The sequence below is a fragment of the Streptomyces xanthophaeus genome (assembly GCF_000725805.1).
GTDB classification, from domain to species: Bacteria; Actinomycetota; Actinomycetes; order Streptomycetales; family Streptomycetaceae; genus Streptomyces; species Streptomyces xanthophaeus.
In genome coordinates, this window is record NZ_JOFT01000019.1 from 163814 (window position 1) to 186114 (window position 22301).

The 22301-nt window shown below is 70.8% G+C and carries 20 protein-coding genes and 2 pseudogenes; 9 read left to right on the plus strand and 13 right to left on the minus strand.

Features of this window, described 5'->3' with window-relative positions; translation table 11 throughout:
• Positions 1–26 precede the first annotated feature (26 nt).
• A complete protein-coding gene (locus IO30_RS0114025) occupies positions 27–677 on the minus strand; it encodes a hypothetical protein (protein ID WP_157853251.1) in 651 nt (216 codons plus the stop codon).
• 468 nt (positions 678–1145) lie between these two features.
• Here IO30_RS0114025 and IO30_RS0114030 point away from each other — a divergent pair, with 468 nt between their 5' ends.
• From IO30_RS0114030 to IO30_RS0114040, 3 genes are all read left to right on the plus strand, one after another.
• On the plus strand, positions 1146–1817 hold the full coding sequence (locus IO30_RS0114030; protein WP_031142831.1) for a hypothetical protein: 672 nt from the start codon (positions 1146–1148) through the stop codon (positions 1815–1817).
• 225 nt (positions 1818–2042) lie between these two features.
• Positions 2043–2654, plus strand: a complete 612-nt coding sequence (locus IO30_RS0114035) for a DsbA family protein (protein WP_107066889.1) — start codon at positions 2043–2045, stop codon at positions 2652–2654.
• A 185-nt stretch (positions 2655–2839) separates the two neighbouring features.
• Positions 2840–3295, plus strand: coding sequence for a DUF3093 domain-containing protein (locus tag IO30_RS0114040; RefSeq protein WP_031142834.1), 456 nt, complete (start codon positions 2840–2842; stop codon positions 3293–3295).
• Between the two features lie 156 nt (positions 3296–3451).
• On the opposite strand, the gene IO30_RS0114045 is transcribed toward IO30_RS0114040, so the two are convergent.
• The 3 genes from IO30_RS0114045 to puuE form a co-directional block, all read right to left on the minus strand.
• The gene (locus IO30_RS0114045) at positions 3452–4285 is read right to left on the minus strand and encodes a CbtA family protein (RefSeq protein WP_031142836.1); all 834 of its coding nucleotides are present in this window, start codon (positions 4283–4285) and stop codon (positions 3452–3454) included.
• Positions 4286–4297: 12 nt separating this feature from the next.
• The gene (locus IO30_RS0114050) at positions 4298–4525 is read right to left on the minus strand and encodes a CbtB domain-containing protein (RefSeq protein WP_031142837.1); all 228 of its coding nucleotides are present in this window, start codon (positions 4523–4525) and stop codon (positions 4298–4300) included.
• Between the two features lie 443 nt (positions 4526–4968).
• Positions 4969–5877, minus strand: coding sequence for an allantoinase PuuE (gene puuE, locus IO30_RS0114055; protein WP_031142839.1), 909 nt, complete (start codon positions 5875–5877; stop codon positions 4969–4971).
• Between the two features lie 228 nt (positions 5878–6105).
• On the opposite strand from puuE, the gene IO30_RS0114060 reads away from it, so the two are divergent.
• Both IO30_RS0114060 and rph read left to right on the plus strand, forming a co-directional pair.
• Positions 6106–6486 carry an ASCH domain-containing protein gene (locus IO30_RS0114060; RefSeq protein WP_031142840.1) on the plus strand — a complete coding sequence of 127 codons (381 nt, stop codon included), beginning with the start codon at positions 6106–6108 and terminating at the stop codon, positions 6484–6486.
• Positions 6487–6973: 487 nt separating this feature from the next.
• A complete protein-coding gene (rph, locus tag IO30_RS0114065) occupies positions 6974–9610 on the plus strand; it encodes a rifamycin-inactivating phosphotransferase (RefSeq protein WP_031142842.1) in 2637 nt (878 codons plus the stop codon).
• 202 nt (positions 9611–9812) lie between these two features.
• Here the strand turns inward: rph and IO30_RS0114070 are convergent, their stop codons facing one another.
• From IO30_RS0114070 to IO30_RS40425, 5 genes and pseudogenes are all read right to left on the minus strand, one after another.
• Entirely contained in the window at positions 9813–10274 is a 462-nt protein-coding gene (locus IO30_RS0114070; protein WP_234321677.1) for an alpha/beta fold hydrolase, read from the minus strand.
• A 412-nt stretch (positions 10275–10686) separates the two neighbouring features.
• On the minus strand, positions 10687–11079 hold the full coding sequence (locus IO30_RS0114075) for a YciI family protein (protein ID WP_031142844.1): 393 nt from the start codon (positions 11077–11079) through the stop codon (positions 10687–10689).
• 692 nt (positions 11080–11771) lie between these two features.
• A complete protein-coding gene (locus IO30_RS0114080; RefSeq protein WP_031142845.1) occupies positions 11772–12923 on the minus strand; it encodes an SMI1/KNR4 family protein in 1152 nt (383 codons plus the stop codon).
• 269 nt (positions 12924–13192) lie between these two features.
• Positions 13193–13900: pseudogene (locus tag IO30_RS43415) on the minus strand (ABC transporter permease).
• A gap of 547 nt (positions 13901–14447) precedes the next feature.
• Positions 14448–14958 (minus strand): annotated as a pseudogene (locus tag IO30_RS40425) (GNAT family N-acetyltransferase).
• A 192-nt stretch (positions 14959–15150) separates the two neighbouring features.
• Between IO30_RS40425 and IO30_RS0114095 the strand changes: the two are divergent.
• The 3 genes from IO30_RS0114095 to IO30_RS0114105 all read left to right on the plus strand — a co-directional run bounded on the left by IO30_RS0114095 (position 15151) and on the right by IO30_RS0114105 (position 17241).
• Positions 15151–15528, plus strand: coding sequence for a hypothetical protein (locus IO30_RS0114095; protein ID WP_158866474.1), 378 nt, complete (start codon positions 15151–15153; stop codon positions 15526–15528).
• A gap of 188 nt (positions 15529–15716) precedes the next feature.
• Complete coding sequence (locus tag IO30_RS0114100; RefSeq protein WP_031142847.1) at positions 15717–16838, plus strand: restriction endonuclease; 1122 nt, start codon at positions 15717–15719, stop codon at positions 16836–16838.
• A 166-nt stretch (positions 16839–17004) separates the two neighbouring features.
• A complete protein-coding gene (locus tag IO30_RS0114105; RefSeq protein ID WP_031142848.1) occupies positions 17005–17241 on the plus strand; it encodes a hypothetical protein in 237 nt (78 codons plus the stop codon).
• A gap of 144 nt (positions 17242–17385) precedes the next feature.
• On the opposite strand, the gene IO30_RS0114110 is transcribed toward IO30_RS0114105, so the two are convergent.
• From IO30_RS0114110 to IO30_RS0114120, 3 genes are all read right to left on the minus strand, one after another.
• Complete coding sequence (locus IO30_RS0114110; protein WP_031142849.1) at positions 17386–18426, minus strand: vWA domain-containing protein; 1041 nt, start codon at positions 18424–18426, stop codon at positions 17386–17388.
• Between the two features lie 206 nt (positions 18427–18632).
• Positions 18633–19178, minus strand: a complete 546-nt coding sequence (locus IO30_RS0114115) for a hypothetical protein (protein WP_157853253.1) — start codon at positions 19176–19178, stop codon at positions 18633–18635.
• A gap of 46 nt (positions 19179–19224) precedes the next feature.
• On the minus strand, positions 19225–20682 hold the full coding sequence (locus IO30_RS0114120) for an MFS transporter (protein ID WP_237403264.1): 1458 nt from the start codon (positions 20680–20682) through the stop codon (positions 19225–19227).
• Between the two features lie 70 nt (positions 20683–20752).
• Here IO30_RS0114120 and IO30_RS0114125 point away from each other — a divergent pair, with 70 nt between their 5' ends.
• A complete protein-coding gene (locus tag IO30_RS0114125) occupies positions 20753–21748 on the plus strand; it encodes a GlxA family transcriptional regulator (protein ID WP_031142854.1) in 996 nt (331 codons plus the stop codon).
• A gap of 57 nt (positions 21749–21805) precedes the next feature.
• Here IO30_RS0114125 and IO30_RS0114130 read toward each other — a convergent pair whose 3' ends face one another.
• Positions 21806–22246, minus strand: a complete 441-nt coding sequence (locus IO30_RS0114130) for a VOC family protein (RefSeq protein WP_031142856.1) — start codon at positions 22244–22246, stop codon at positions 21806–21808.
• Between the last annotated feature and the right edge of the window lie 55 nt (positions 22247–22301).

Here is a 22301-nt window from a genome sequence, read left to right on the forward strand (position 1 = left end):
CCCAGATGCGGTGACACCTGACGGGTTCATAGGACGACGTCTGCTGCCCGAACGGTCGGAGGCCCGCGGCGTACCACCGCGTGAGAGAGCATGACCGCCGCAGCCCGGAGTTCCGGGCCGCTCTTGAGTGGCGGCTTTGCCGGCTGCCGAAGGTGGTTGGTCCGGTGCAGGTTCCGGAGGCCGGACAATGCGGTGGCCGTCGCGACGGCGGCTTCGGCCCAGCGGCGCATCGCCTGCGGAATGCGGCTGATGACCTGATCCGCCCGGTAGATGAACAAGGTCATCGCGCCGACGGCGGCACCATGCGCAGTGGTCATCACCCAGGGGCTCTGATGGGCCGCGTATCCGATCTCGGCTGAGGAGTGGGTCTCCACGAGCCCGCCGCCGGCCGGCGCGTTCATGGACAGCGCCGCGTGCAGCAGGAGCTGACTGCTGAGCGTCGCCCCGGTCACGAGCCACCAGGGCCGTCCGGGCCGGGCCGCGAGGGCGGCGACGGCCAGGACGGCGGCGGCAGCGCACAAGACCCGGATCCACGGCACCGGGTCCTCCGACGCGAGGTGGTGGCCTGCGACTGCCAGCGCCGAACTGAGCAGGGTGAAGACGACAGCCCGCAGCCACTGCCCGCCGCGCGCTGCGCGTTGCGGACACGGGCGTGGTTGTGTTCGGGCCCGGGTCATAGCGCGTCCATCATCTACCGCACCCGGCGCAGGCAAGGGGCAACAGTCAAATGAGGCGCACTATTGCTCTGCGGTGCTCTGCTCTGCCCTGCCCTGCCCTGCCCTGCCCTGCCCTGCCCTGCCCTGCCCTGTTCGGGCACGGGCCCGGCACGATGCCCGCCGAGGAGATGAGCCGACAGGGCGTTCTGGCCGACGTGCTCTGACAGATGTGCAGGTCGTGAACTTCGAAGACGCACCCCTGGCCCGCGATCCTGCCGCCGACCAGCAGCGTCAGCCCGTTGGCCTGGGCGCAGCTGACCTGCGAAAACAGGTTTCGGCGGTGGAGCCGTGAGGCGAGGCCTCCCTGGGGTCGGACGTCACAGGCACAGCGGTTACGCTGCTGTCCGCGAGTGCTCCGAGCACTCCCTGCCCCTGCCCCTGCCTCTTCACGCCGACGACGGCGTGACTCCCCGGAAAGCCACTACCCTCATGCCCGCGTTCCCCGCTCTGCGCGATGCCTCGCCGGCAACCGGCGCGGCGCGCGCTCTGCGGGCGGCTGTGCTGGCGGTGCTCTGTGTGCTGCTGCCGATGGCGGGTCAGGTCCTCACCCAGGGGCACACACCCCGTTGGGTGACCATCGCGGCGCTCGCCTTGATCGCGGTGACCGCGGCGCTCGTTCTGACGAAGCGCAAGCTGACCGACACCCAACTCCTCGTGGCCTTCGCCGCTGCCGAGCTGACCTACCATCTGGCCTATTCACTGCCGGGCGCCTGCGCGGCGATGAGTCCCGAGGGCGGAGCCTTCGGGTTGCCCTGGCTCTCGGAGCAGGGCGCCGCGACCGGGCCGCCGTCCGCCGTACTGGTGGGCGGGCACCTGATCACGCTGCTTCTCGCCGCCCGCCTGCTCGGCGTCACCGAGCAGGTCCTGTGGTGCAGCACTCCGCTCCTGGAAGCCGTCCACCGGGTGCTCAGCTTCGTGTGGCCGCTGCTCGGGGCTCCAGTCGCGGGCACCGGCCCGCAGACCTCCTTCACCGAGAGCTCGGCGCCGTTGACGTCGGTCTTCCTCGTTCGGGGCCAGGCCGGCCGGGCACCGCCGCGTCGGCGGCGCAGTGTGTCCGTCCCGCCCCGGCTGACGCCCGCGACCGGCTCCTGCATGGCCTGACGGCCGAGGACCCGGCGCGCTCGCGCCCCGGGTCCCTCACCACCCCGGCGTCGCAGACGTCCCGGGGAGCCAAGAGAGCCGTCCTACATGTATGTCCTTCCCCGGCGTGCCGCCCGTGTGGTGGCACGTTCCGCAGCCGTAGGCGCACCACTCCCAAGGAAGGAACCACACCCCGTGAAGCAGAAGCACCTCCTTGTCGCCTCGGTCATCGTGGCCGCGTTCGCCATGGCCATCGCGTCCTTCGCAGCCTTCAGACCCGACGGAGGACCGGAGACGGTCTCTGCCACGCCGGCCGCGGACGCGCGCGCCGTACGAGACGACAGCCACAGGCTGACCGATCCTGAACGCAGCGAACTGACCGTGTCGGAGTTCCTCGACTTCGAATGCGAGGTCTGCGGCCTGTACTTCCCCATGATCGAACAGCTCAAGAAGGAGTACGGCGACCGCGTCACCTTCGTCGCCCGCTACTTCCCACTACCCGGCCACCGCAACAGCTACCAGGCCGCCCGCGCGGCGGAAGCAGCAGCCCAGCAGGGCCGGTTCGAGGACATGTACCAGAAGCTCTTCACCACCCAGTCCCAGTGGGGCGAGGCGAAGGAGGCCAAGGACCAGGTCTTTCGCGGCTACGCCCAGGAACTGGGCCTGGACATGGCCAAGTACGACACCGACGTGATATCCGCCCAGACGATCGCACGCATCACCGCCGACCAGCGCGACGGCGTGGGCCTCAAGGTGCAGGGCACCCCGACGTTCTTCCTCGACGGCGGGAAGGTCGCCACCCCCGAGACCTACGACGCGTTCAAGGCACTCATCGAGCAGCGCCTGGCCGAGCAGTGAGAGGCGGTGCTCCCCTCGTCCTCCACGAATCCATCGACCAGGACCGAGTGCTGGCCGGCCTCGCAGTCCTCAGCGACCACCCGTGCATCGCCCCGCGCCCCGCCCACGACCCCGACGCGGGCGCTTTCCTGCCCGTATGCACACCCCCCCCCGCCTTCACCCCTGACATCACCTTGGTGGCCCCTGTGACCAACCCTCCTGCCTTCGCCTTCGACGAGCGCCTCACCGCCCCGGGCGCCTGGCGCGCGATCGCCGCGGCCTTCGGCCTGTCGATGGCGCTCGTCTTCCTGCCCTTCGGAGCCCTCGCCGCCATGGCCGCGTTCGCCGCCGGCACCTGCCTGGCCGGATTCTTCGTCGCGGGCCAGGGACGCACCCGCATCCGCGTCGCCGCCGGTCTGCTCGTCATCGACGACGCACGCATCCCGCTCGCCGCGCTCGGCGCGGTCGAGGTCCTGGAAGGCGAGGAAGCCCGCGCCTGGAGGACCTACAAGGCGGACATGCGCGCCTTCACCGTGATGCGCAGCTACATCACCACTGCCGTCCGCATCGAGAACACCGATCCGCAGGACCCCACTCCGTACGTATACGTCTCCACCCGGGCACCCAGGGACCTGGCCGCCGCCATCGCCGTCAACCGGTAGACCCGTAGCGGAGGTTGCATCGTGACCACGCATCCCGCACAACACGTCGAGCGCCGCCGGGTGCCCGCCTCAGCCTGAGGGCCAGGAAACGCAACGTCCCCGCCGCCTCCACATGGAGGCGGCGGGGACGTCGTGGACAAGGCACGCGGCGCGAGATCAGCCGAGTACGGGTGCCTCCTGCTTAGTCGGAGCCGGCACTGCCGAACCCTCGCTGCGTTCGGCCAGGAGCCGCTGGGCGAGGACGCCGAAGACGATGGCGAACACCGTCCACAGCACCAGCTGGACGGCCAGCGAGGCGACCCGGAACTCCCACAACAGTGCGGCGGGGAAACCGGGCTGGACCGCGTCGCTGTTGTCCGGCAGGAACACGAACGCCAGGGCGGCGGCGACGATGAAGCCGCCACCCGCAGCCAACGTCGCGTTCCAGTTGCCCAGGCGAGGCGCGAGCCGTCGTCCGAGGATGATCGCGCCGACGCCGAGCAGCACGCTGAGCAGGATCATCAGGAAGAACAGAGTGGTGCGCTGTCCGATCGTGTCCGGGTTGCCGACCGCTGGCGGGGTGGCCGGGTACTTGAGGAACGGCACCAGGTAGACCAGGGCGAACGCACCCGCCCCGGTGAGCGCTGCCGTGGCCCGCGGGCTGAACCGGCCCACTCGGCCGAGGGCGAACGAGAACGCGAGCGAGGCGATGCCGCCCAGCGCGACCCCGTAGACCAAGACGCCGGTGGCCAGGCCGACGGTCGACTGGACCGGTCGGCTGACGAGCTCTTCCTCCTCGGCTGCTTCGCCCGACGCGGCGTCACCGCCGTGGCCGGCGTGAGCGCTGGGGGCGCTCGCGGCGTCCTTGGCGGCCTGGGCCTCCTCCACGGCGATGGAGCCCCGCACCGGGGGCTCACCCACCACGTAGGCGACGGCGAAGGCGAAGAGCCCGGCGATCAGGCCCGCGAGCATGCCGCGGACCAGCAGTCCTCTGACAGTGGAGGCGTACATGTGCACAGCCTCTCAGTGGCAGGGGAAGCCGAGCAGATGACGACCGTCGTGGACCCACTCGTGCACGCCCTCGCCGGCGAACACGGCCGTGGCGCCCTGTTCGGCACCGACGAAGTACAGGGCGACGAGCATCAGGAGACCGACGAACAGCGCCCAGGGCAGCACCGCGCGCACGGGCAGCGGAGCCGAAAGGGAGTCGGCAGGGGTGGGTATGGCAGCGGAAGCGACAGCCTCGGCCATGATGGAACCTCCTCGGGGAACAACGCGTCCCATACGGTGGTGCAGGACGACGGTCCTCGGGTCTGACTCACCGCGATGCCACCCTGGGGATGTCACCGCAGCACACAGTGGCGCGACCATGCCGGAATCACACCGGACTTCCGTCTCGCCGTCGTCGCTATGTGGAATGTCGCCGTGACGCTACCGTGCGCTCCGCCTCCGGCCAAGGGGGTGAGTCCCTGATCACAGGAGCACGCTGAGGCGATGCCGTGCGCGCCCGCGCCCCCCGAGCGCCTGCCGGCCGTGCAGGGATGTAAGCCCAGGTCGATGTGGGCGCTGGTCGACTTGCCCCGGGCCAGGGCCAGGGCCAGGGCCTGGACGCCGACCTCAGCCGACCTGTGCTGGTCGGCAGTTCGCTGACCCGCACCTGGCGGGACCGTCGAAGCCCCGCGGGGCCTGTGGGATCAGTGCGGGGGAGGGTGCGTGGTGAGCCAATGGCGCGCGATCTGCTCCCGGGTGGTGATCCACGCCCCGCCGCGCTGTGCGACGTGCCGCAGGAAGCCGTCGAGGACGCGGATGCGCCCGGGCCGCCCGATGATCCTGCAGTGCATGCCGACGCTCATCATGCGCGGACGGTCGGCGCCCTCCGCACGGAGGGTGTCAAAGGTGTCGACGAGGTAGGAGAGCATGTCGTCGGCCGTGGTGAACCCGTGGACGAGCAGGAACTTGAAGTCGTTCGCGTCCAGGCTGTACGGCAGGACGAGGTGGGGCCTGCCGCCTGCTTCGACGTAGAACGGCAGGTCGTCCGAGTAGTCGTCGGAGTCGTAGAGGAAGCCGCCGTCCTCCGCGACCAGGTGGCGTGTGCGGGGGCTCGTCCGACCGGTGTACCAGCCCACGGGGCGTCGGCCGACGAGTCGCTCGATGGTCGAGACCGAGCGCGCGACGTCGGCGCGTTCGACCTCCTCGGGAACGTCGCGGTAGTCGATCCACCGCCAGCCGTGGCTCGCCACCTCCCACCCCGCGGCGGCCATCGCCCGCGCTGCGTCCGGGTTGCGAGCGAGCGCCTGCGCCACGGCGTGGACGGTGAGCGGCGCGCCGTGGGCCGTGAGGGTGCGGTGGACGCGCCAGAAGCCGGCGCGCGAGCCGTAGGCGAACATGGACTCGACGTTCAGGTCCCGTCCCCCTGACACGGGCGGCGCGCCGACGAGCTCGTGGAGGTAGGCCTCGGAGGTGGCGTCGCCCTCGAGGACGTTCCGCTCGCCGCCCTCCTCGTAGTTGAGGACGAGGCTGACGGCGACGCGGGCACCGCCGGGCCAGGCGGCGTGCGGCGGCTCGGCGCCGTAGCCGACGAGGTCGCGCGGATGCTCGTGCACGGGCGGCACCCTACCGTCGTGCGTGCGCCGCGTCGCGGGGCCGCGCCAGAGGGTGCCCGGCAGGCGCAGGCCGACGCCTCCACCGGCTTCCACGGCTGCCCGCCGGGCCGCGCCGCATTTCCTGTGGCGCGCAGGCCCACTCTCATGATCCGCTGACCCCTGCGAAGTGACGGAACGGTGTGTACGCAGTGCGGAGGCGATGAGACGGTGTGGCCGCGGGTGAACGGTATGCGTGCTCTGGAGCTGGGGTCGCCCGGACCGATGAGGGCCGAGTTGAACGCGCTCGTGCTGGCGGGCCGGAAGGTCGCCACCACGGGTCTGCTGGCGGAGTACGCGACCGAGGCCGAGGGGCTGGAGTACGCCGGTGAGAGGCTCGCCCTGCTCGACGACCTGGGCGCGGCTGTCGCCACGGTGGAGATCACGGGCGTGGAGTTGACGACGTTCGGCGGCGTCACCTGGGAGCACGCTCGGGCTGAGGGCGAGGGCGACGCGTCCCTGCAGGCGTGGCGTGAGGGTCACCGGGCCTTCTGGGAAGCCGAGGGCACACCGGTCGAGGAGGACACTCCGCTCGTCTGCCTGGCGTTCCGGGTCGTGCCCTCGACCGGCTGAGGGGGGCCATGAGCGCCTCGCCGGCTCGAAGACCCGTCCTCAGGCGGGGCGTTCTGGCATGAGGACCGGGCCCGGCCCGACCTGCTCATCTGCCGGGAGCGTTCACCAGGGCCTGGACATACCAGCACTCCGACTCCGCACCGGGCCGGCTTCGCGAAGCCGGGCAGTTCCCAGGACGGGACAACGCAAAAGGCAAGGAGAAGTCCCTCTCCTTGCCACTCTCAACATATAGCGCACCGGGGGGCTTGCGGCAAGACCCGGGTCACCACGCAGAATCATCGGCCTGAGCCACAAGCTGCGGAAACGGGGGCGCGACCAGTGGCGGACCGGCAGCGCAGGCACGGTCGTAGTCGCGGTCGCAGTCGCAGTCGCGGGAAAGACAAGCGGGGATGAGGACGTGTTGGACAAGAGGTTCGGCAGGGTGCGAGGCGCCGGTGAATCGATCGGCAGCAGTACGACGGAGCACGGCCGCCCGGAAGGTGTCGCAGTGATCGAGCAGTACGTGTCGGATCTTCAAGAGGTCGACGGGACGCAGGTGGCGGCCGTCGGCGGCAAGGGCGCCCATCTGGGCGCACTGTCGCGGATCGAAGGCATCCGCGTACCGGGCGGCTTCTGCGTGACGACGCACGCCTTCCGGAGGGTGATGGCGCAAGCGCCGTCGGTGGACGAGCTGCTCGATCAGCTGGCGCACGTCGACCCGGACGACCGGGAGGCGATCCGCACGCTCAGCGCGCAGATCCGCCGGACCATCGAAGGGATCGCGGTCCCGGGCGATCTCGCGGCGGAGATCACCCGCGCGCTCGCCGGGCTCGGCGACCGGGCCGCCTGTGCCGTCCGGTCCAGCGCGACGGCGGAGGACCTGCCGACGGCCTCCTTCGCCGGCCAGCAGGACACGTACCTGAACGTCGTGGGGCCGACGGCGGTCCTCCAGCACGTCAGCCGGTGCTGGGCCTCGCTGTTCACCGAGCGGGCCGTGACCTACCGCCGGCGCAACGGCATCGACCACCGTACGGTCCGGATGGCCGTGGTCGTGCAGCGGATGGTCTTCCCGCATGCGGCCGGCATCCTGTTCACGGCAGACCCCGTCACGGGCAACCGGAAGGTCGCCACCGTGGACGCCGGTTTCGGCCTCGGCGAGGCCTTGGTCTCCGGTCTGGTGAACCCTGACGTCTACAAGGTGCGGCACGGCGAGGTCGTCGCCAGGACGATCGCCGCCAAGGAACGCGCCGTTCACGCCCTCCCGGCCGGCGGCACCCAGGAAGTGGCGATCGACTCGCACCGGCGGGGACAGCCCGCGCTGACCGATGAGCAGGTGGTGCAGCTCGTGCGGCTCGGGCGGCGGATCGAGGCGCACTTCGGCTGTCCGCAGGACATCGAATGGTGCCTGGCCGACGACGCCTTCCAGATCGTCCAGAGCCGGCCGATCACGACCCTGTTCCCCATCCCCGAGGCCGGTGACCAGGAGAACCACGTCTACGTCTCCGTCGGCCACGGGCAGATGATGACCGACCCCATGAAGCCCCTGGGGCACTCCATGTGGCAGCTGACGGCAATGGTGGCGATGCACGAGGCCGGCGGGCGGCTGTTCGTCGACGTCACGCAGCGCCTGGCCTCGCCCGCGAGCCGCGCCGCCCTCCTGGAGGCCATGGGGAAGGGTGATCCGCTGATCAGGGACGCTCTGGAGACCGTCCTCGACGGCGACGACTTCGTCCCGTCACTCCCGGACGCCGCTCCGGACGCAGCTCCGAGCGGGCCGCCCGGCGGGATCCGCGGCGGTGCGCCCGCCCCGATCGAGACCGATCCGGCCGTCGTCACCGAACTGATCGAGCGTAGCCGGGCGTCCATCGCCGCCCTGGAGCGCGACATCCGGTCGAAGCGCGGACCGGAGCTGTTCGCATTCCTCCTCGAGGCCTTCGAGGAGCACAAACGAGTCCTCAGCGATCCGCTGAGCATGCAGGCGATCATGGCGGGGATGGACGCCACGTGGTGGCTCAACGACAAGCTGCAGGAGTGGCTGGGCGAGAAGAACGCGGCTGACACGCTGACGCTGTCCGCGCCCGACAACATCACGTCGGAGATGGGACTGGCGCTGCTCGACGTCGCGGACGTGATCCGCGCACAGCCGGAGGTGGTGGCGTTCCTGCAGGACGGCGAGTACGCGCAGTACGCCGCGGACGGGGCCTTCCTGGACGAGCTGGCGAAGCTCGATGGCGGGACCGAAGCACGCGACGCCATCGAGGCCTACCTCGACCGGTACGGCATGCGGTGCGTCGGCGAGATCGACATCACGCGGCCACGGTGGCGCGAGCGCCCCACGACGCTCGTGCCCGGGATCCTGGACAACGTCAGGAACTTCGAGCCCGGCGCCGCCGAGCGGCGATTCGCCGAAGGACGGCGGAAGGCGCAGGAGAAGGCACAGGACGTGCTGTCACGCCTGCGTGCGCTGCCGGACGGGGACCGGAAGGCCGACGAGGCCCAGCGGATGATCGACCGGGTCAGGACCTTCATCGGGTACCGGGAGTACCCGAAGTACGGCATCGTCAGCCGCTACTTCATCTACAAGCAGGCCCTGATGGAGGAAGCCGAGCGCCTCGTACGGGCCGGTGTGCTCCCCGAGAAGGAGGACGTCTTCTACCTCACCTTCCAGGAACTCCACGACGTCGTCCGCTCCCACCAGGTGGACGACCAGCTCGTCCAGCGGCGCAAGGAGGCGTTCCAGGCCTACCACGCGCTGACACCGCCCCGGGTGCTCACTTCGGACGGCGAAGCCGTCACCGGCGCGTACCGGCGCGACGACGCTCCGGCCGGCGCCCTGATCGGCGTACCTGTCTCCGCCGGGACGGTCGAGGGACGGGCCCGCGTCGTCCTCGACATGGCGGAGGCCGATCTCGAAGCCGGGGACATCCTGGTCACGACCTTCACGGACCCCAGCTGGTCCCCGCTGTTCGTCGGAATCGCGGGCCTGGTGACGGAGGTGGGCGGCCTGATGACCCATGGCGCGGTGATCGCCCGTGAGTACGGCTTGCCCGCCGTCGTGGGTGTGGAACGGGCCACCCGGCTGATCCGGGACGGGCAGCGGATCCGCGTGCACGGAACCGACGGGTACATCGAGATCCTGTCCTGACCGGCCACACCGGGCAGCCCGGTCCCTGCCTCCCGGCCGGATGACGCGAGGCCCCGGCCGACCGGTGACAACGGGGCGCCGCCGTGGCGACGAGTCCGGCGGCGCCCACCGGTACACCCGCGGGCCGGACACCCTCGTGCCGCGTGCGCCCTCAGGCAACCCGCGAACGGCGGATAACCCTAGGGGAGATGCGGAGACTCGCTCAGGCGACCTTGTCCAGGAACGGAACGGCCGCATCCAGGAAGTGCTCGTTGCGATCTCCGGCCACCATGTGACCCGCGTCGGCCACATCGACGTGTCGCGCCTTGGGAACCCCGTCGCAGAACTGCTCGGCGACCTCCGCCCGCACCACGTCGCTGATCCCGCCCCGGACGAGCAGGATCGGCACGTCGGCGCGGCGTGCGGCGTCGAGGAGACGCTCCGCCATGCCCGGCGGGTCCATCCGGCCCTCGAAGCTGTCCAGCACCCGCGGGTCCCAGTGCCACACCCAGCGGTCGCCGTGGCGCCGCAGGTTGGCCCGTATCCCCTCGGGGTCGGAGGGCCGCGGACGGTGCGGCAGGTGAGCTGACACCGCCGCGGCCGCCTCGCCCCACACGTCCGCCGCGAGCCGGACCCTGCCGTGACCCTCGCAGCTCCGCGGCCGGGGCGGTGCGCCGGCCGTCATACCGAGCTCTCGGTGCGCAGCGGCGCAGAAACTGGTCGCGGTAGGGATCCGCAGCTGCCGCGGCGAGCGCGACATCCAAGGCGAACAGGGCACGGGCAAGCCGCTGCCTATGCCGATGAAACCGTTCGCCCCACCCAGCCGCCCCCGCTCGCCGCGATAGCCCGTGATGCCCTTCGACAATGGCGAGCGCCCCGCACTTGCGCAGCGGGATCCACCGTCGGCTGCCGGCCGGGGCTGTGCGATGGGGGTCGTCGGGGCGGCGGAATCACTGAATGCCTTTCTCGTGGCGGATCGGGCCGTCTCGGTGGGCCGGAAGTGGCCGCGGCCGGGCGGTTGGCCACAGGGGCCACATGGGCCGCAGCCGGGCGCCGGCTCACAGGCTGCGGGTGCCCGCCCGGGGGTTCTGCGAGGTTCAGGTCTGGGTCGGGTCCCCGGGGATCGGGTGTACTTCGACCGGGTCGTTGCTGGGCTTGCCGCCCGCTCCCGGGCATGCCGATGCCCGTGCGGCGATCTCCAGGGCCCGGTCCTCGTTCTTGACGTCGACGACCCAGTACCCGGCCAGGATGGGGCCCGCCTGGGCCGGTCCGTCGGTCACCTGGGGCCGCCCGTCGGTTCCGGCCCGCACGGTCTTGACCAGGGAGGGTCCGCCGAGGCCCTGCCCCTCCACCCACTCTCCGGCAGCGGTGAGGTCGTCATTGAGGGCGTTCATGTGGGCGAACATGGCCTCCATGTCTTCCTTGGAGTACCCGGACATGATGGCGTCCCACTGATCGGCAGGCACGTTCATCTGGATCATGTACTTCATTTTCGTCACCTTTCAGGGCGGCTGACGGGCTTCTCGGGCTTTCAGAGAGGTAGACAGCCGGAGCCCGCAGAACTCATCGGTGTCCCCGGTACCAGATGGCCGCGGACCGGCACGTGGCCGGTGGAATTGCCTTCCCCGCCGATGAACCCGCCGGACTCGACGAAGCCCAGTGCGTAGCGCCACTCGCCGGGCCCGTTGCAGTTCCCCGCGAAGACGAAGGCGATGGGGTTCCGGGTCGCCTCGGCCCAGACCTCCGGCCCAAGCAGCGCCCCGGTCGCCAGGGCTCGGCGATCGTGATCCGGTCCCCGTCGGGTACGCCCGCCACCCACCAGCCCATTGGTTCCCGACTTCCCTGTCCCGACGTCGCCTGCCTTCGGCCAGCGTCCCGTGTGCGGTGGATGCCCGCATCCCGGCCACGCCCAGCGGAGTGGAGTGGGAAGTGCCCGGCGGACCCGACGGCGGTCCGGAATCCAGCGGCGTGGCCGACTGGGTGGTGGTGTCGTCAAGGACGTGCTGCCCGAGACGGCGGCGGGCCCGTTGTCCGGCTCCCGCCCGTGGCCCAGCCGGCCCATCGCCTTTCCCCTGGAACGGGCAGTTCCGTCGGGCCGGGGGAGGAGCCACTGGACCCCCGACGCGGCGCCGGTACCGCCCGGTGGCGGTCAGTGCTGACGCGGAGCCGGCGTCCCCTGGGGTCAGCCCTGGTCTTGTGCGTATTGGGCTGCGTACCAGCTGGAGTCGATGGCGGGGTTGCGCAGGGTCCCCCAGAACCGATCGTCAGGTATCGGTGGCAGTGGGGGGTTGCCCAGGTCCGCGTGCAGGTCTGCACGCCAGCCGACAGTGAGGCGGCTGCGGATACCCGCGCTCTCACAGACGGACCTGTAGGGCGAGCCCCAGATCCCGTGCACCATCTTCTCCGCGGCCCACCGGCGATGAGCATCTCGACGGGTGTTCGCCTGGGACATCACCGTGCGCAGCCGCAGGGCCAGCGGGCTGGCCTGGTCCGGCTGTGGTGGGGCTTCGCCCCGTTCCAACGCGTCCAGCGCCGACTCGATCTCCGGGTACTTGTTCAGGCCCGTCTCGACGGCCAATCTGCGCAACTGCTTCCGCGCGACCTCGGCCACCTGCTCACGCGGCAGGACCGCGAGCAGCGCACCGAGTTCCTCAAGCCCGTCCAGCAGGCCCACATGGATGACTTCGGCGGGGCTGCAGGACAGGTTCAGCTCCGGCAGCTGCTCATCCGGCCCGGGCAGGGGATCGTCGGCACTGCCCCAGTCCGGGCCGGGAGGGCCGGCCCACTCCCAGAACAGTCGCCCGTTGAACGTGACGGCGCCCGCGTCCTGGCCGCCCGCAAGCTGGTCGGCCAGCTCCGCCAGGTACTCACCCAGTGAGTCCGCCCGTCCGAAGTCGGTGCCGGTCTCGTCGAAGAACCGTCCGATCGCACCGTAGGAGTCCTGCCCACGGCGGCAGTCGATCGTGAGACCGTCAGCCGTTGCCCCGTAGGAACCGAACTTGAGGTAGGCGTCGATCCAGTAGTGTTCGGCCTCCTCCCCGTCCAGGTCCTCGGCGATGTTGCGCATGAACCTGGTGTCCGCGACGATCTCGCTCACTGAGAGCAGCCGGTCGTGCGTGCTGAACCGGAAGGCTTCCTCCCCGTCCAGAGCCCCGTTGTGCCGGAGCAGTGAGGCGACCAGGTCGGGAGGGAAGGTGACGCCCAGTTCCTCCTCGGCCGCCGCTATCTCCTCAGGTCCGGCAGGCGGACCGAGCGTGGCGAAGGTGCGGGGCGCGTGCTCGCGCAGCCACGCGTCGATGCGGTTCCATGAATCCTGGACCAGGTCTTTCGTCATGGGGCTGACCCTAGAGGCAGCCGCTGACAGCTTGATCGCTGCCCATCAGCCGCCGAACGGCCCGGCGACGACCCACTGACCGTGGACGGAGTCGGCAGGGGCCCGACAGCTCGCTGCTCTCGCCGGCAGGGAGCGGGGGAGGTAGTTGTCCCGGACCGCAGCGCGCCTTCGGCGCGTCAGCCGCGTGTTCCGAGGGCCTGTTCCTGACGGTCCGGGGGTTCTGGGGCCTGCTCCCTGCGGCAGCGGAGCGTGCAGATGGCTTGCGGTGGTCACCTGGGAAGCCGGCGGGCCAGGAGGGGCACGAGAGATCGAAGTGTTCGTGGTGGCCGGGGTTCGCGGTTCTGCCCGTGCTTGTGATCGGGCTGCCGGTGCAGCTTGTGTCGGGCGACGAGTTCGAGTGTCAGGGCGATGGCCAGGGTCTCGACGGCGAGCAGGGCGATGAGGACGAAGACCTGGACGACGCCGGCCAGTACGGGAGAGGCGCCGGCGAGGAGCATGCCGACGAAGGCGCCCGGCAGGGTGACCAGTCCGACCGTGCGTGTTTGGTCGAGCGCGGGCAGCAACGCGGCGCCGCGGGCCACCTCCAGGCGTGCTTCCCGGTCCAGGAGGCCGAGCGCCATACCGGCCTCGACCTCACCGCGCCGCAGCGCGAGCTCGTCCAGGGAGCGGCGTCCGGCGAGCACGGTCGCGGTGAGTGCGCCGCCCTGCGGTACGTGTCGCCACGGCGAACATCAGGAAGAGGAACCCGATGAGGGCAGCCGTGTGGCGGATCGCCCAGCCGATCACCAGGGCTACCACCGCCAGTTGCACGGCTGCCCGTACACCAGCCGTCACGATGTCCCGGGCCCTCGCGACGACGCGTCCGGGGAGAGCCGGAAGAACGCGGCGACGGCGGTGGCCACGAGCAACAGGACGATCAGAGCGACAGCGAGCGTCGCATTGACGGGCAGCAAGGTGTCAGCGGCAAGGGCAGGCACCCACGGAGCCTACCCAGCGGGCTCGAGTCCTTCTTGACTCTTCTCCGGCTGGGATTGTGGCCCTCTGCCGGCGCGCCGATGGGCGCGGGACCACGGAGCTGCTCATTGGGAGTGTTGCTGCCGCCGCCCGTCCGGACCTGGTCATGGTGGAGCGCATGTGCTGTGTTTCCCCGTGCGATGGCGACCGGAGACCGTTGCTCCGATGGGGGTCGGAGGAGTCTCGCACCCTGGTCACCGCAGCCCGTCAGGAGGTCGGCAGACAAGGTCCAGCAGATGCACACGAGGACGGCCTGGGAACTGCTGCCTGAGCGCTCCCCGCCGACGCGGGGGTGGTCTTCCGATGCCGTACGTGCGGCCCTTCACGCAGCGGTGATCCTGCCGACGCCCGCCGCCTCGGACGTAGCGAGCCCCACTGCGGGGTGCGCGTGCGGACTGTTCGCATTCCCCGTGGTCATGGGCCTGCGGCCCGGGGAGTTGTTCAGCTCCGCCCTCGAGGCAGATCAGGGTGTCTGGGCTGAGGCGTTGTTCAGGGAGCCGAGGTGGTCGGTCAGCCCAGTTCCTCGGCGAGGAGGTCCATTGAGCAGGCCGTCGTGCCAGGTTCCGTCGGCGTTGCGCTCGTACTGCCGCATGATGCCGACGGGCTGGAAGCCGACCTTCGCGTAGCAGCGGATGGCGGCCGCGTTGTCGGCGGCCGGGTCGATGACGAGCCGGTGGAAGCCTGCATCGTGGACGAGGTGCCGGGCGAGGGTTCGGACGGCGTCGGTGCCCAGGCCCCGGCCGTGTACCGCGGGGTCCAGGAAGAGGTCGATGCCGGCGTGCCGGTAGTCGGGCTCTTCCTCGGCGTGCCATTGGATCATGCCGAGGATCCGGTCCTGCTGGCAGATCGTCAGGCAGCGGGTGTCGGGATCTGCCAGGTCCTCGGCGATTTCGGTTGCGAGGTCGGAGCCGCCGCGCCAGCGCGCCCGCACTTCGGGGGTGGCGCGGATCGCGGCCAGTGCGGGGATGTCGGCGGGCTCGGTGGGGCGGAGTTCGAGGGCTTCGCCGCGCAGCACTGTCATGACCATGAGCCTACGGCTCCGCCGTGCGTAGGTGGGCGGGCCCCGCCTGCCCCCGGAATGGCCGTTTTCGCGCTTCTTGATCAATTTCAGGTAGGGTCCGGCTCGCCTGACGAACAGACAGAACGACCTCGGGGGAGCCGGAGTATGCAGCGCTGGGCGAAGCGGGTGGCGGTCGGAGCGGTGGGAGTGCCGTTGGCACTCGTCGTGGTTGCCTGTGCCGGGGAGGTGTCCCTGGAGGAGGCCGCGAAGGGCACGTGGGACTGCACGATCGCCGCGGGTGGCCGCGCAATCTCTGCGACGGTGACCGTCGGGGAGGGCACCTACCAGGTGAGCGATGGCGGCGGCGAGGGGAGCTCCGGGACGTGGCAGCTCTCCGGCGGCAAGCTGGAGGTCAAGGGCGACGACGGCCCGTACCACGTCAGCGGTGTGCCGGGAGAGGTGAAAGAGCTGATGAGCATGGAGTTCGGCGAAGACGGCAGCGAGAAGCGGTCGCCGTGGAGCGTGGGATGGAAGGGCGACACCGTCACCTTCCCGTACCACGGCGCCAAGGTCACCTGTAAGAGGATGTAGGTCTGAAGGCCCCGACGGCCCCGCCGCTGTGACCGGCGCCTGGGTCGTCGTCGGGGTCGGCCGCGTGGGCCGTGGCCGGCCGGTCAGCCGCCGTGCCACCCCATGAGCAGCGGATCGAGACCCGAGCGCCCCTGCCCGGGGGCCACCCCCGGCTTCCCGGCTGACCTGCCCTGCGATACTTCGTGGCTGTGACCAGCGAAATAACCTCCGGGGCAGCACGGCCCGGGCCGCGGCCAGAGAGACGTCCGGTCCGAACGTGGCAAGATGCCGAGCACAATGCCGCTGCCTGGATGCGCCATTGGGGCTACCTTGATGCGATCGCCCAGCCAGGGGGCCCCGACGGCGGGGTCGACGTGCGGTCAGCGCGTGCGCTGGGGCAGGTCAAGTACCAAGGGGCGGCGGTAGGGCGTCCCGAGCTGCAGCGCCTGTTCGGCGCGCGCGGCCAGAGGCTGGAGCGGCAGCTCCTCTTCTTCACGGGCAGCAGCTACACCACGACAGCGATCGACTACGCGCTCCAGAACGGCATCGCACTTTTCGTGTACGGCCTCGACGGATCGATGACGGCCGTCAACGCCCCCGCCCGTCGGATCACCGACGCCGCTCGCGTCTCAGCGGGCTCGCGTGCTGCGGTGGCGGATCGTGGACGGGGTGCGCACCAGGTCTCCCCAGGCCGCCGGGTCGAGGCGCTCCGGCGATTCGTGGCAGCCGCGCGTCTCGCGGCGTCCGACCGCCACGACACGGTCGACGCCGACGCGCAGGCCGTACCTGCCGAGATGAACGACAGCGGCCTCCAGGCCTCCCACCCCGCGCCCCGACCACCCTCGGTGGCCCCCAGTCCCACCCCCGTACCACCGCCCAACGACCGCACGGATGGGGTGCCCCAAGCCCCCGTGGCCACGGGGGCCTCGCCCGGACCGGCCCGTTCGCCGGGGGCTGTTCAGCCCAAGGAGCGTCGCCCCGGAACCGGCCACCTGCTCCTCGCTCTTCTCCTGGCAGTCGTCGCACTGATCACGCCGGGCTCCGAGTCCTTCACCCCACGGCCCAATCGGACCGTGACAACAGCCGTCCTTCTGGTCATCCCCTGCGCCCTGCTCCTGTGGGGCGTCACCACGAAGTCGCGCCGCCGTTTCTGGCCGACCGGCTTGGCCCTCTTCCTGCTGGACCTACCTCTGGCCTGGGTGACCAACGCCCAGCTGTGGCAGGGCGATGCCTCCGACCTCCTCCTGCCGACGACCCCGGCCGTGCTGTGCCTGCTGACCGCCGGCCTGCTGATCCGCTGGAACGCCAGAGATCAAGAAGTCACCGGTTGACCAACGATTTCCACCGGCCGGCGCCCCGAGTGGCTTTGGGCGCGAGATCGGGCATATCTGCGACTGCTACGTCCAGGGCGTGCCAAGGTTTGTGCGTACCGTGGTTCCGGGCCCGCAGGCGGCGATATCGTGGGGGCACACGCCAGAGACAGCCCAGGAGCCCCGGATGAGCCAGCAGCCGGCCACCGCGTCCGTGCCCGACCGTCAGCCCCTCGACGAGCACGCTGCCGCGTCCGTCCTGGCGTACGCGGCAGACCAGCGGGCTAAGGTCGATGTCCTCGCCTCCGTGCTGGAGGACATCGCTGCCCACGGCTACCCGTCGCCCGAGGCCGGAGTGTTGTGGGAGACCGCCCGCGACGCCCACCTCGCCCGCCTCGCCGACGAGCACCCCCGCGTCGCCTGAGCACGCCGCGGGCCGCTCGCACGCGTCATCACGCCTGGGCAGGCCGGCGACGCCTGCGCATTCGAGCAGGTCAGGGCCCGGATCCGGGCGCCCCGGCCGCACCGGCCTGACTCCGACTTCGCGGAGGACGCGGTGCCGGGCTCGTCAGACCATCAGCAGGAGCCGCGTGTGCGGAACCAGCTTCCGGTTCACGCTGGTGCTCTGTACGAAGATGGTGAAGTCATCGTTGTGGTCCGGCTTGACGCGGGTTTCCGTCGCCGGCAGGCCGAGCAGGGCGCGGGCGGCTGGTCCCGTGTAGACCTGGTCCGTCTTCTTCTCCAGTACCGCGATCTGCTTGTGCGCCTGGATCTTTTCCGACTTGCTCAACTGGTAGAACGCACACCCCGTGCGGTAACTGTGCCCGCACTCGACGACCCATTCCCGGATGCCGGATTCGCGGGCCACGGGAACCAGCTGGTACTTCGAGGGATCGGCCGGAGTGAGACCGGCCGCCTCGATGGTTTCCCTGTTCACGGCCTCCGCGCCGGTGGAGAACACCGCCCGCGATCCGCGGATGCCCTTGCTGCGCCCCACCATGAAGTTCTCGGTGGCCTTCAGGATGACCTGCCCGGCTTCCTCCAGACCCTGTGTGCTCGTGGCATCCCAGACGGCGATGTTGTCCTTCGGGAAGCCGCACTGCATGGCCTCGCGCTTGCCCATCTGGTCCGGCACCAGGACGGCCAGGGTCCAGTTGTCCTGCTGCGTCTCGATCATCGTGGCCACGGCCTGCACCAGTTCACGCGGGCTCTTGGTGGGGGCATCCGGACAGCGGTGACTCGCGTTCTCCTGCCCGTCGGTCAGCACGAACGTGAGGAAGCTGTGGTCGCCGTACAGCTGTGCGGTCTGCGCCAGCTCCCGCTGCGACTTCAGGGTGGCCGCCAGCAGCGCCGTCATGCCACCGGTCCGGTACAACTGCCCCAAGGACGGCATGCGCAGCACGTCCTTGTCGTAGATCACGCACTCCACCTTGTCCGCGAACACGTACACCGTGACGCGGGTTTCCTGATCCAGCTCCTGCGACCGGCGGGCCAGATAGGCGATCTGCTGGTCTGCGACTTCGACGACCTTGCGGCTCAGGTGCGACATGGACGAACTGGCATCCAATACGAGAGCAACGTGGTTGATGTAGTTCTGGCTTCCGGACATGAGCGTTCCCCCTGCGTTCCGAATCGATGTACCGATCCTGTCACCCACCACTGACAATGGATCATGTCGGCCGACGGTGCCGCACGGTGCCGGAGCCTGTTCGCCCAGGCCCGCTGCACCCGGTACCGGCGGTCTGGCTGGTGTCCGCCGGGGCATGGAGGCGGCCGTCGAGGGGTCATGCCTCGCCGATGGTCAGCCCTTCGGCCTCAGAAGATCGCGGTGCCGAGCGCGACGAGGACACCGACCACCGCGCCCAGCACGATGACGAGCACCAGCCCGGCCAGAGCGGCGAACAGAAAGCCGTCCGGCCCCGGCGGGACGCCACCCCGTCGGCGCAGGCAGGCCGCGAGCCAGGCCGTGAGCGTGAGGAAGGGGACGAGCAGGAGGCCGGTGGCAGTGCCGTAGTTGAAGACGGCGAGCCCGGAGAGCTCGTAGGCGTGACCCCTTGCCGTCCGCACGTCCACGGCCGTTCCGGGACGGTAGTCCTCGGCGGCCGTGTCGAGGACCATCTCCCGGGCCGGTTCGCCTGCGCGGCGCGGGGTGTACCGGCCGGTGCAGTCGGTGCCGGTCGCGTAGCCCTCGGCGTCGGTGGCCTCGTGGCACTCCCGGACCACGACGACCCCGTCCACGGGCCCGAAGCCGAGCACGGCTCCCAATTGCGGCCCGGGCAGCGCCCACACCAGCCACCCGGCGATCCCCAGCACCACCAGAACTCCCAGTCCGGCAGCGCCCCGTACGGCAACAGCGCGCACGGCTCCCCCTCTCCCCGGCTGCCGGATACCCGCCAGGGGGACGCCACTAACGCGGTGGGACTTCTGTGCTCTCGGCAGGAGCGGTGCTCGGCGCCGGGTGGAGGGGCGAACCCGCAGACAGGCCTGATCCATGTTCCCCGGCAGCCACGGCCGCGGCGGCCGCGAGGTCCGGGCCGCCCGGTGCCGCGGGCTCGCCGCCGTCAGCGGGCGCGGCTCGGCGCAGGGTGCGGATCGCCGGGATCGCGAGCAGCGCCACGCAGCCCGCCAGGCAGGTGCCCGCCGAGAGCAGCAGCAGCCGCTCCGGGGAAGCCAGCGCGGTGGCGGGCCCCGCCAGGATCTGGCCGAGCGCGATCCCGGACACCGAGCCGGCCAGCTCGTACGCGGTGACGCGGTTGAGAACCGCGGGCGGGGTGTGGGTCTGCACGCTGGTCGCCCACATCACCGACCAGAACGCCCAGGCGCCGCCACCCAGCACGTGGCCGGCCAGCAGCACCGGAAGGCCGGCGCCCAGCGCCACGCTGAGCGGCAGCACGGTGAACAGCGCCATCGCCATCGCGCCGGCGGCCAGAGGCCGGGCGGGGCGCAGCCGCAGCGCCAGCAGGCCGCCGAGCACTGTTCCCACTCCGAGGAAGGAGACCGCCAGCCCGTACGCGTTCGGGCCGAGCCGGGCGCCGATCAGCGCCGAGCTCAGCGGCACCAGCGGGCCGAAGAGCAGCACACCGTAGACGACCCAGATCAGGATCACCGCCCACATCCAGGTGCGGGAGCGGAATTCCTGCCAGCCCTGCCGCAGGTCGCGACGGAGTGAACTCCCACTGTGAGCACGGGAGCCGGCGTCGATCGGGGTGTTCGCAGGCGCGTCGGCCGGGGCGAAGCGGATGAGTGCCAGGCACAAGGCGCTGAGCAGGAAGGTCCCGGCATCGATCGCGTACACGGTCCCCGCACCGGTCAGTACGATCAGCAGCCCCGCCAAGGCCGGGCCGAGCAGTTGGGCGAGGGCGTCGGCCACCTTGAGCGTGGCGTTCGCCCGCTGCGGCTCGCGGGCGACGAGCGGGACCATCCCGTTCACCCCCGGCTGGAACATCGCGACGGCTGCACCCGCCAGCGCCGCCATGCTCACCAGCAGCCAGAACGGGGGATTCCCCGCGAAGAACGCGGCAGCCAGCACACCCTGGGTGAGGACCCGGGCGAGGTCCGCGCCGATCATCATCCGGCGCGCGCCGAGCCGGTCGGCGAACACCCCGCCGAACAGGACCAGGAGAACGAACGTGCCGGTCCAGGTGCCGAGGACGAGGCCGACGCCGGAGATCCCGTACAGCGGGCCGACCGCGAGCGCGGCGGCCACGGGCATCATCGCGTCGCCGACCAGCGAGACCGCGCGGGCGGTGAAGTAGAGCGTGAAGCGCCGGTCCCACAACGGGGGCCGGGTGCTTGGCGGATGAGTCCGGGCGATGGCGATCCGGGTCTGTGTCTGCGTCTGGGTGTGTGTCTGCGCGGTGGTCACAGGACGATGCTGGACTGGACCAATCGCTCACCCCAGTGTCCTGAACGACATGATGGGGTACTTTCACGCCATGACACCTCGTCCGCTGCCGAAGTCTCCGGCGCTGCACCGGGTCGTGGCCGTACTGCAAGCCCCGCAGTCGACCTTCCCGCTGGCCTGCGCGACCGAGGTGTTCAGCGACCACAGCCCGGCGGTCCCCTCCCGCTACGCGTTCGAGGTCTGCACTGAGCACCCCGGCCCGGTGCGAACCCAGGCCGGATACGACCTGTTGGTCACCACAGGCCTGGAGGCACTGGAACGCGCGGACACCGTGCTGGTCCCCGGCTGGCAGCAGCCGGCCGGCGCCGAGGTGTCGTCAACGGTGATCGCGGCGGTGCGCCGGGCACACCGGCGCGGCGCGCGGGTCGTCGGTATTTGCTCGGGTGCCTTCATGCTCGCCGCCGCCGGACTTCTGGACGGGCGGCGGGCCGCAACCCACTGGGCCCAGGCCGCCGAGCTGGCCACCCGGTTCCCGCAGGTCCGGGTCGACCCCGCGGTGCTCTACGTGGACCACGGTGATGTTGCCACCAGCGCAGGATCGGCCGCCGGTGTGGACCTCTGCCTGCACCTGGTGCGCGCCGACCACGGGGCCGCGTACGCGATGCGGATCGCCCGGCAGATGGTGATGCCACCACACCGCGAGGGCTGCCAGCTGCAGTACGCCGAACTGCCCACCTCCGGACCGGTCGCCGACTCGCTGGCCCCGCTGCTGGAGTGGCTGGCCGGGCGCCTCGACCAGCCGGTCAGCGTCGCCGAGATGGCGGTCCGCTCGCAGGTTTCGGCCCGCACGCTGACCCGGCGCTTCACCGAGCAGCTGGGCATCAGTCCCGGACGCTGGCTACTGGACCGGCGGATCGCCGCCACCCGGGCGCTGCTGGAGGAGACCGACCTGCCCGTGGAGACCATCGCGCACCGGGTCGGCCTCTCCTCGGCGGTCAACCTGCGACGGCGCTTCCACGAGGCCCTGCGCACCACGCCCGCGGCCTATCGGCGCGCTTTCCGCGAGGACAAGGTCGGGGCTGGCTGACCGGTCGGTTCGGAACCCCGTCGGTCTCGCTCGGCTGCATGGTCCGGTTCCTCCCTCTCAGCGCAGTTGCTCGGCCAGTCCGACGATGATGCCCTCCGGGCCGCGGACGTAGCAGAGCAGGTAGCTGTCCTCGAACCGGGCGATCTGGCCGACGAGTTCGGCGCCGTGAGGGCGCAGGCGGGCAACTGTGTCCTCGAGGTCGTCGACGGCGAACATGACGCGGTGCGTGCCCAGAATGTTGTGCGGCCGGTTGCGCGGCCCGGCGCTGATCACGGCGGGGCTGCGGTACTTCGCCAGCTCGAGCCGGCTGTGACCGTCAGGGGTCCGGACCATCGCGATGTCACACCGGACGCCTTCGAGTCCGGTGCACTGGTCGGCGACGAGGCCCTCGACCTCAGCCCTGCCCTCCAGCTCCATGCCGAGTTCCACGAAGAAGGCGATGGCGGCCTCCATGTCCTCGACGACGATGCCAACGTTGTCCATGCGCTGAATCGCCATGCTGGCTTCTCCTTCTGCCTCGTGCGGCGCCGGTGGCGGCCGCTGATGTCCCTGG

Bases quoted from the DNA above. Each gene is read 5' to 3' on its own strand.
- IO30_RS0114130 (WP_031142856.1), bottom strand. From the start codon at position 22,246: ATGGCGATTCAGCGCATGGACAACGTTGGCATCGTCGTCGAGGACATG.
- IO30_RS0114045 (WP_031142836.1), bottom strand. From the start codon at position 4,285: ATGTACGCCTCCACTGTCAGAGGACTGCTGGTCCGCGGCATGCTCGCG.
- IO30_RS0114075 (WP_031142844.1), bottom strand. From the start codon at position 11,079: ATGAAGTACATGATCCAGATGAACGTGCCTGCCGATCAGTGGGACGCC.
- IO30_RS0114125 (WP_031142854.1), top strand. From the start codon at position 20,753: ATGACACCTCGTCCGCTGCCGAAGTCTCCGGCGCTGCACCGGGTCGTG.
- IO30_RS0114105 (WP_031142848.1), top strand. From the start codon at position 17,005: ATGAGCCAGCAGCCGGCCACCGCGTCCGTGCCCGACCGTCAGCCCCTC.
- IO30_RS0114060 (WP_031142840.1), top strand. From the start codon at position 6,106: ATGCGTGCTCTGGAGCTGGGGTCGCCCGGACCGATGAGGGCCGAGTTG.
- IO30_RS0114070 (WP_234321677.1), bottom strand. From the start codon at position 10,274: ATGACGGCCGGCGCACCGCCCCGGCCGCGGAGCTGCGAGGGTCACGGC.
- IO30_RS0114035 (WP_107066889.1), top strand. From the start codon at position 2,043: ATGGCCATCGCGTCCTTCGCAGCCTTCAGACCCGACGGAGGACCGGAG.
- IO30_RS0114110 (WP_031142849.1), bottom strand. From the start codon at position 18,426: ATGTCCGGAAGCCAGAACTACATCAACCACGTTGCTCTCGTATTGGAT.
- IO30_RS0114025 (WP_157853251.1), bottom strand. From the start codon at position 677: ATGACCCGGGCCCGAACACAACCACGCCCGTGTCCGCAACGCGCAGCG.
- IO30_RS0114050 (WP_031142837.1), bottom strand. From the start codon at position 4,525: ATGGCCGAGGCTGTCGCTTCCGCTGCCATACCCACCCCTGCCGACTCC.
- IO30_RS0114030 (WP_031142831.1), top strand. From the start codon at position 1,146: ATGCCCGCGTTCCCCGCTCTGCGCGATGCCTCGCCGGCAACCGGCGCG.
- IO30_RS0114080 (WP_031142845.1), bottom strand. From the start codon at position 12,923: ATGACGAAAGACCTGGTCCAGGATTCATGGAACCGCATCGACGCGTGG.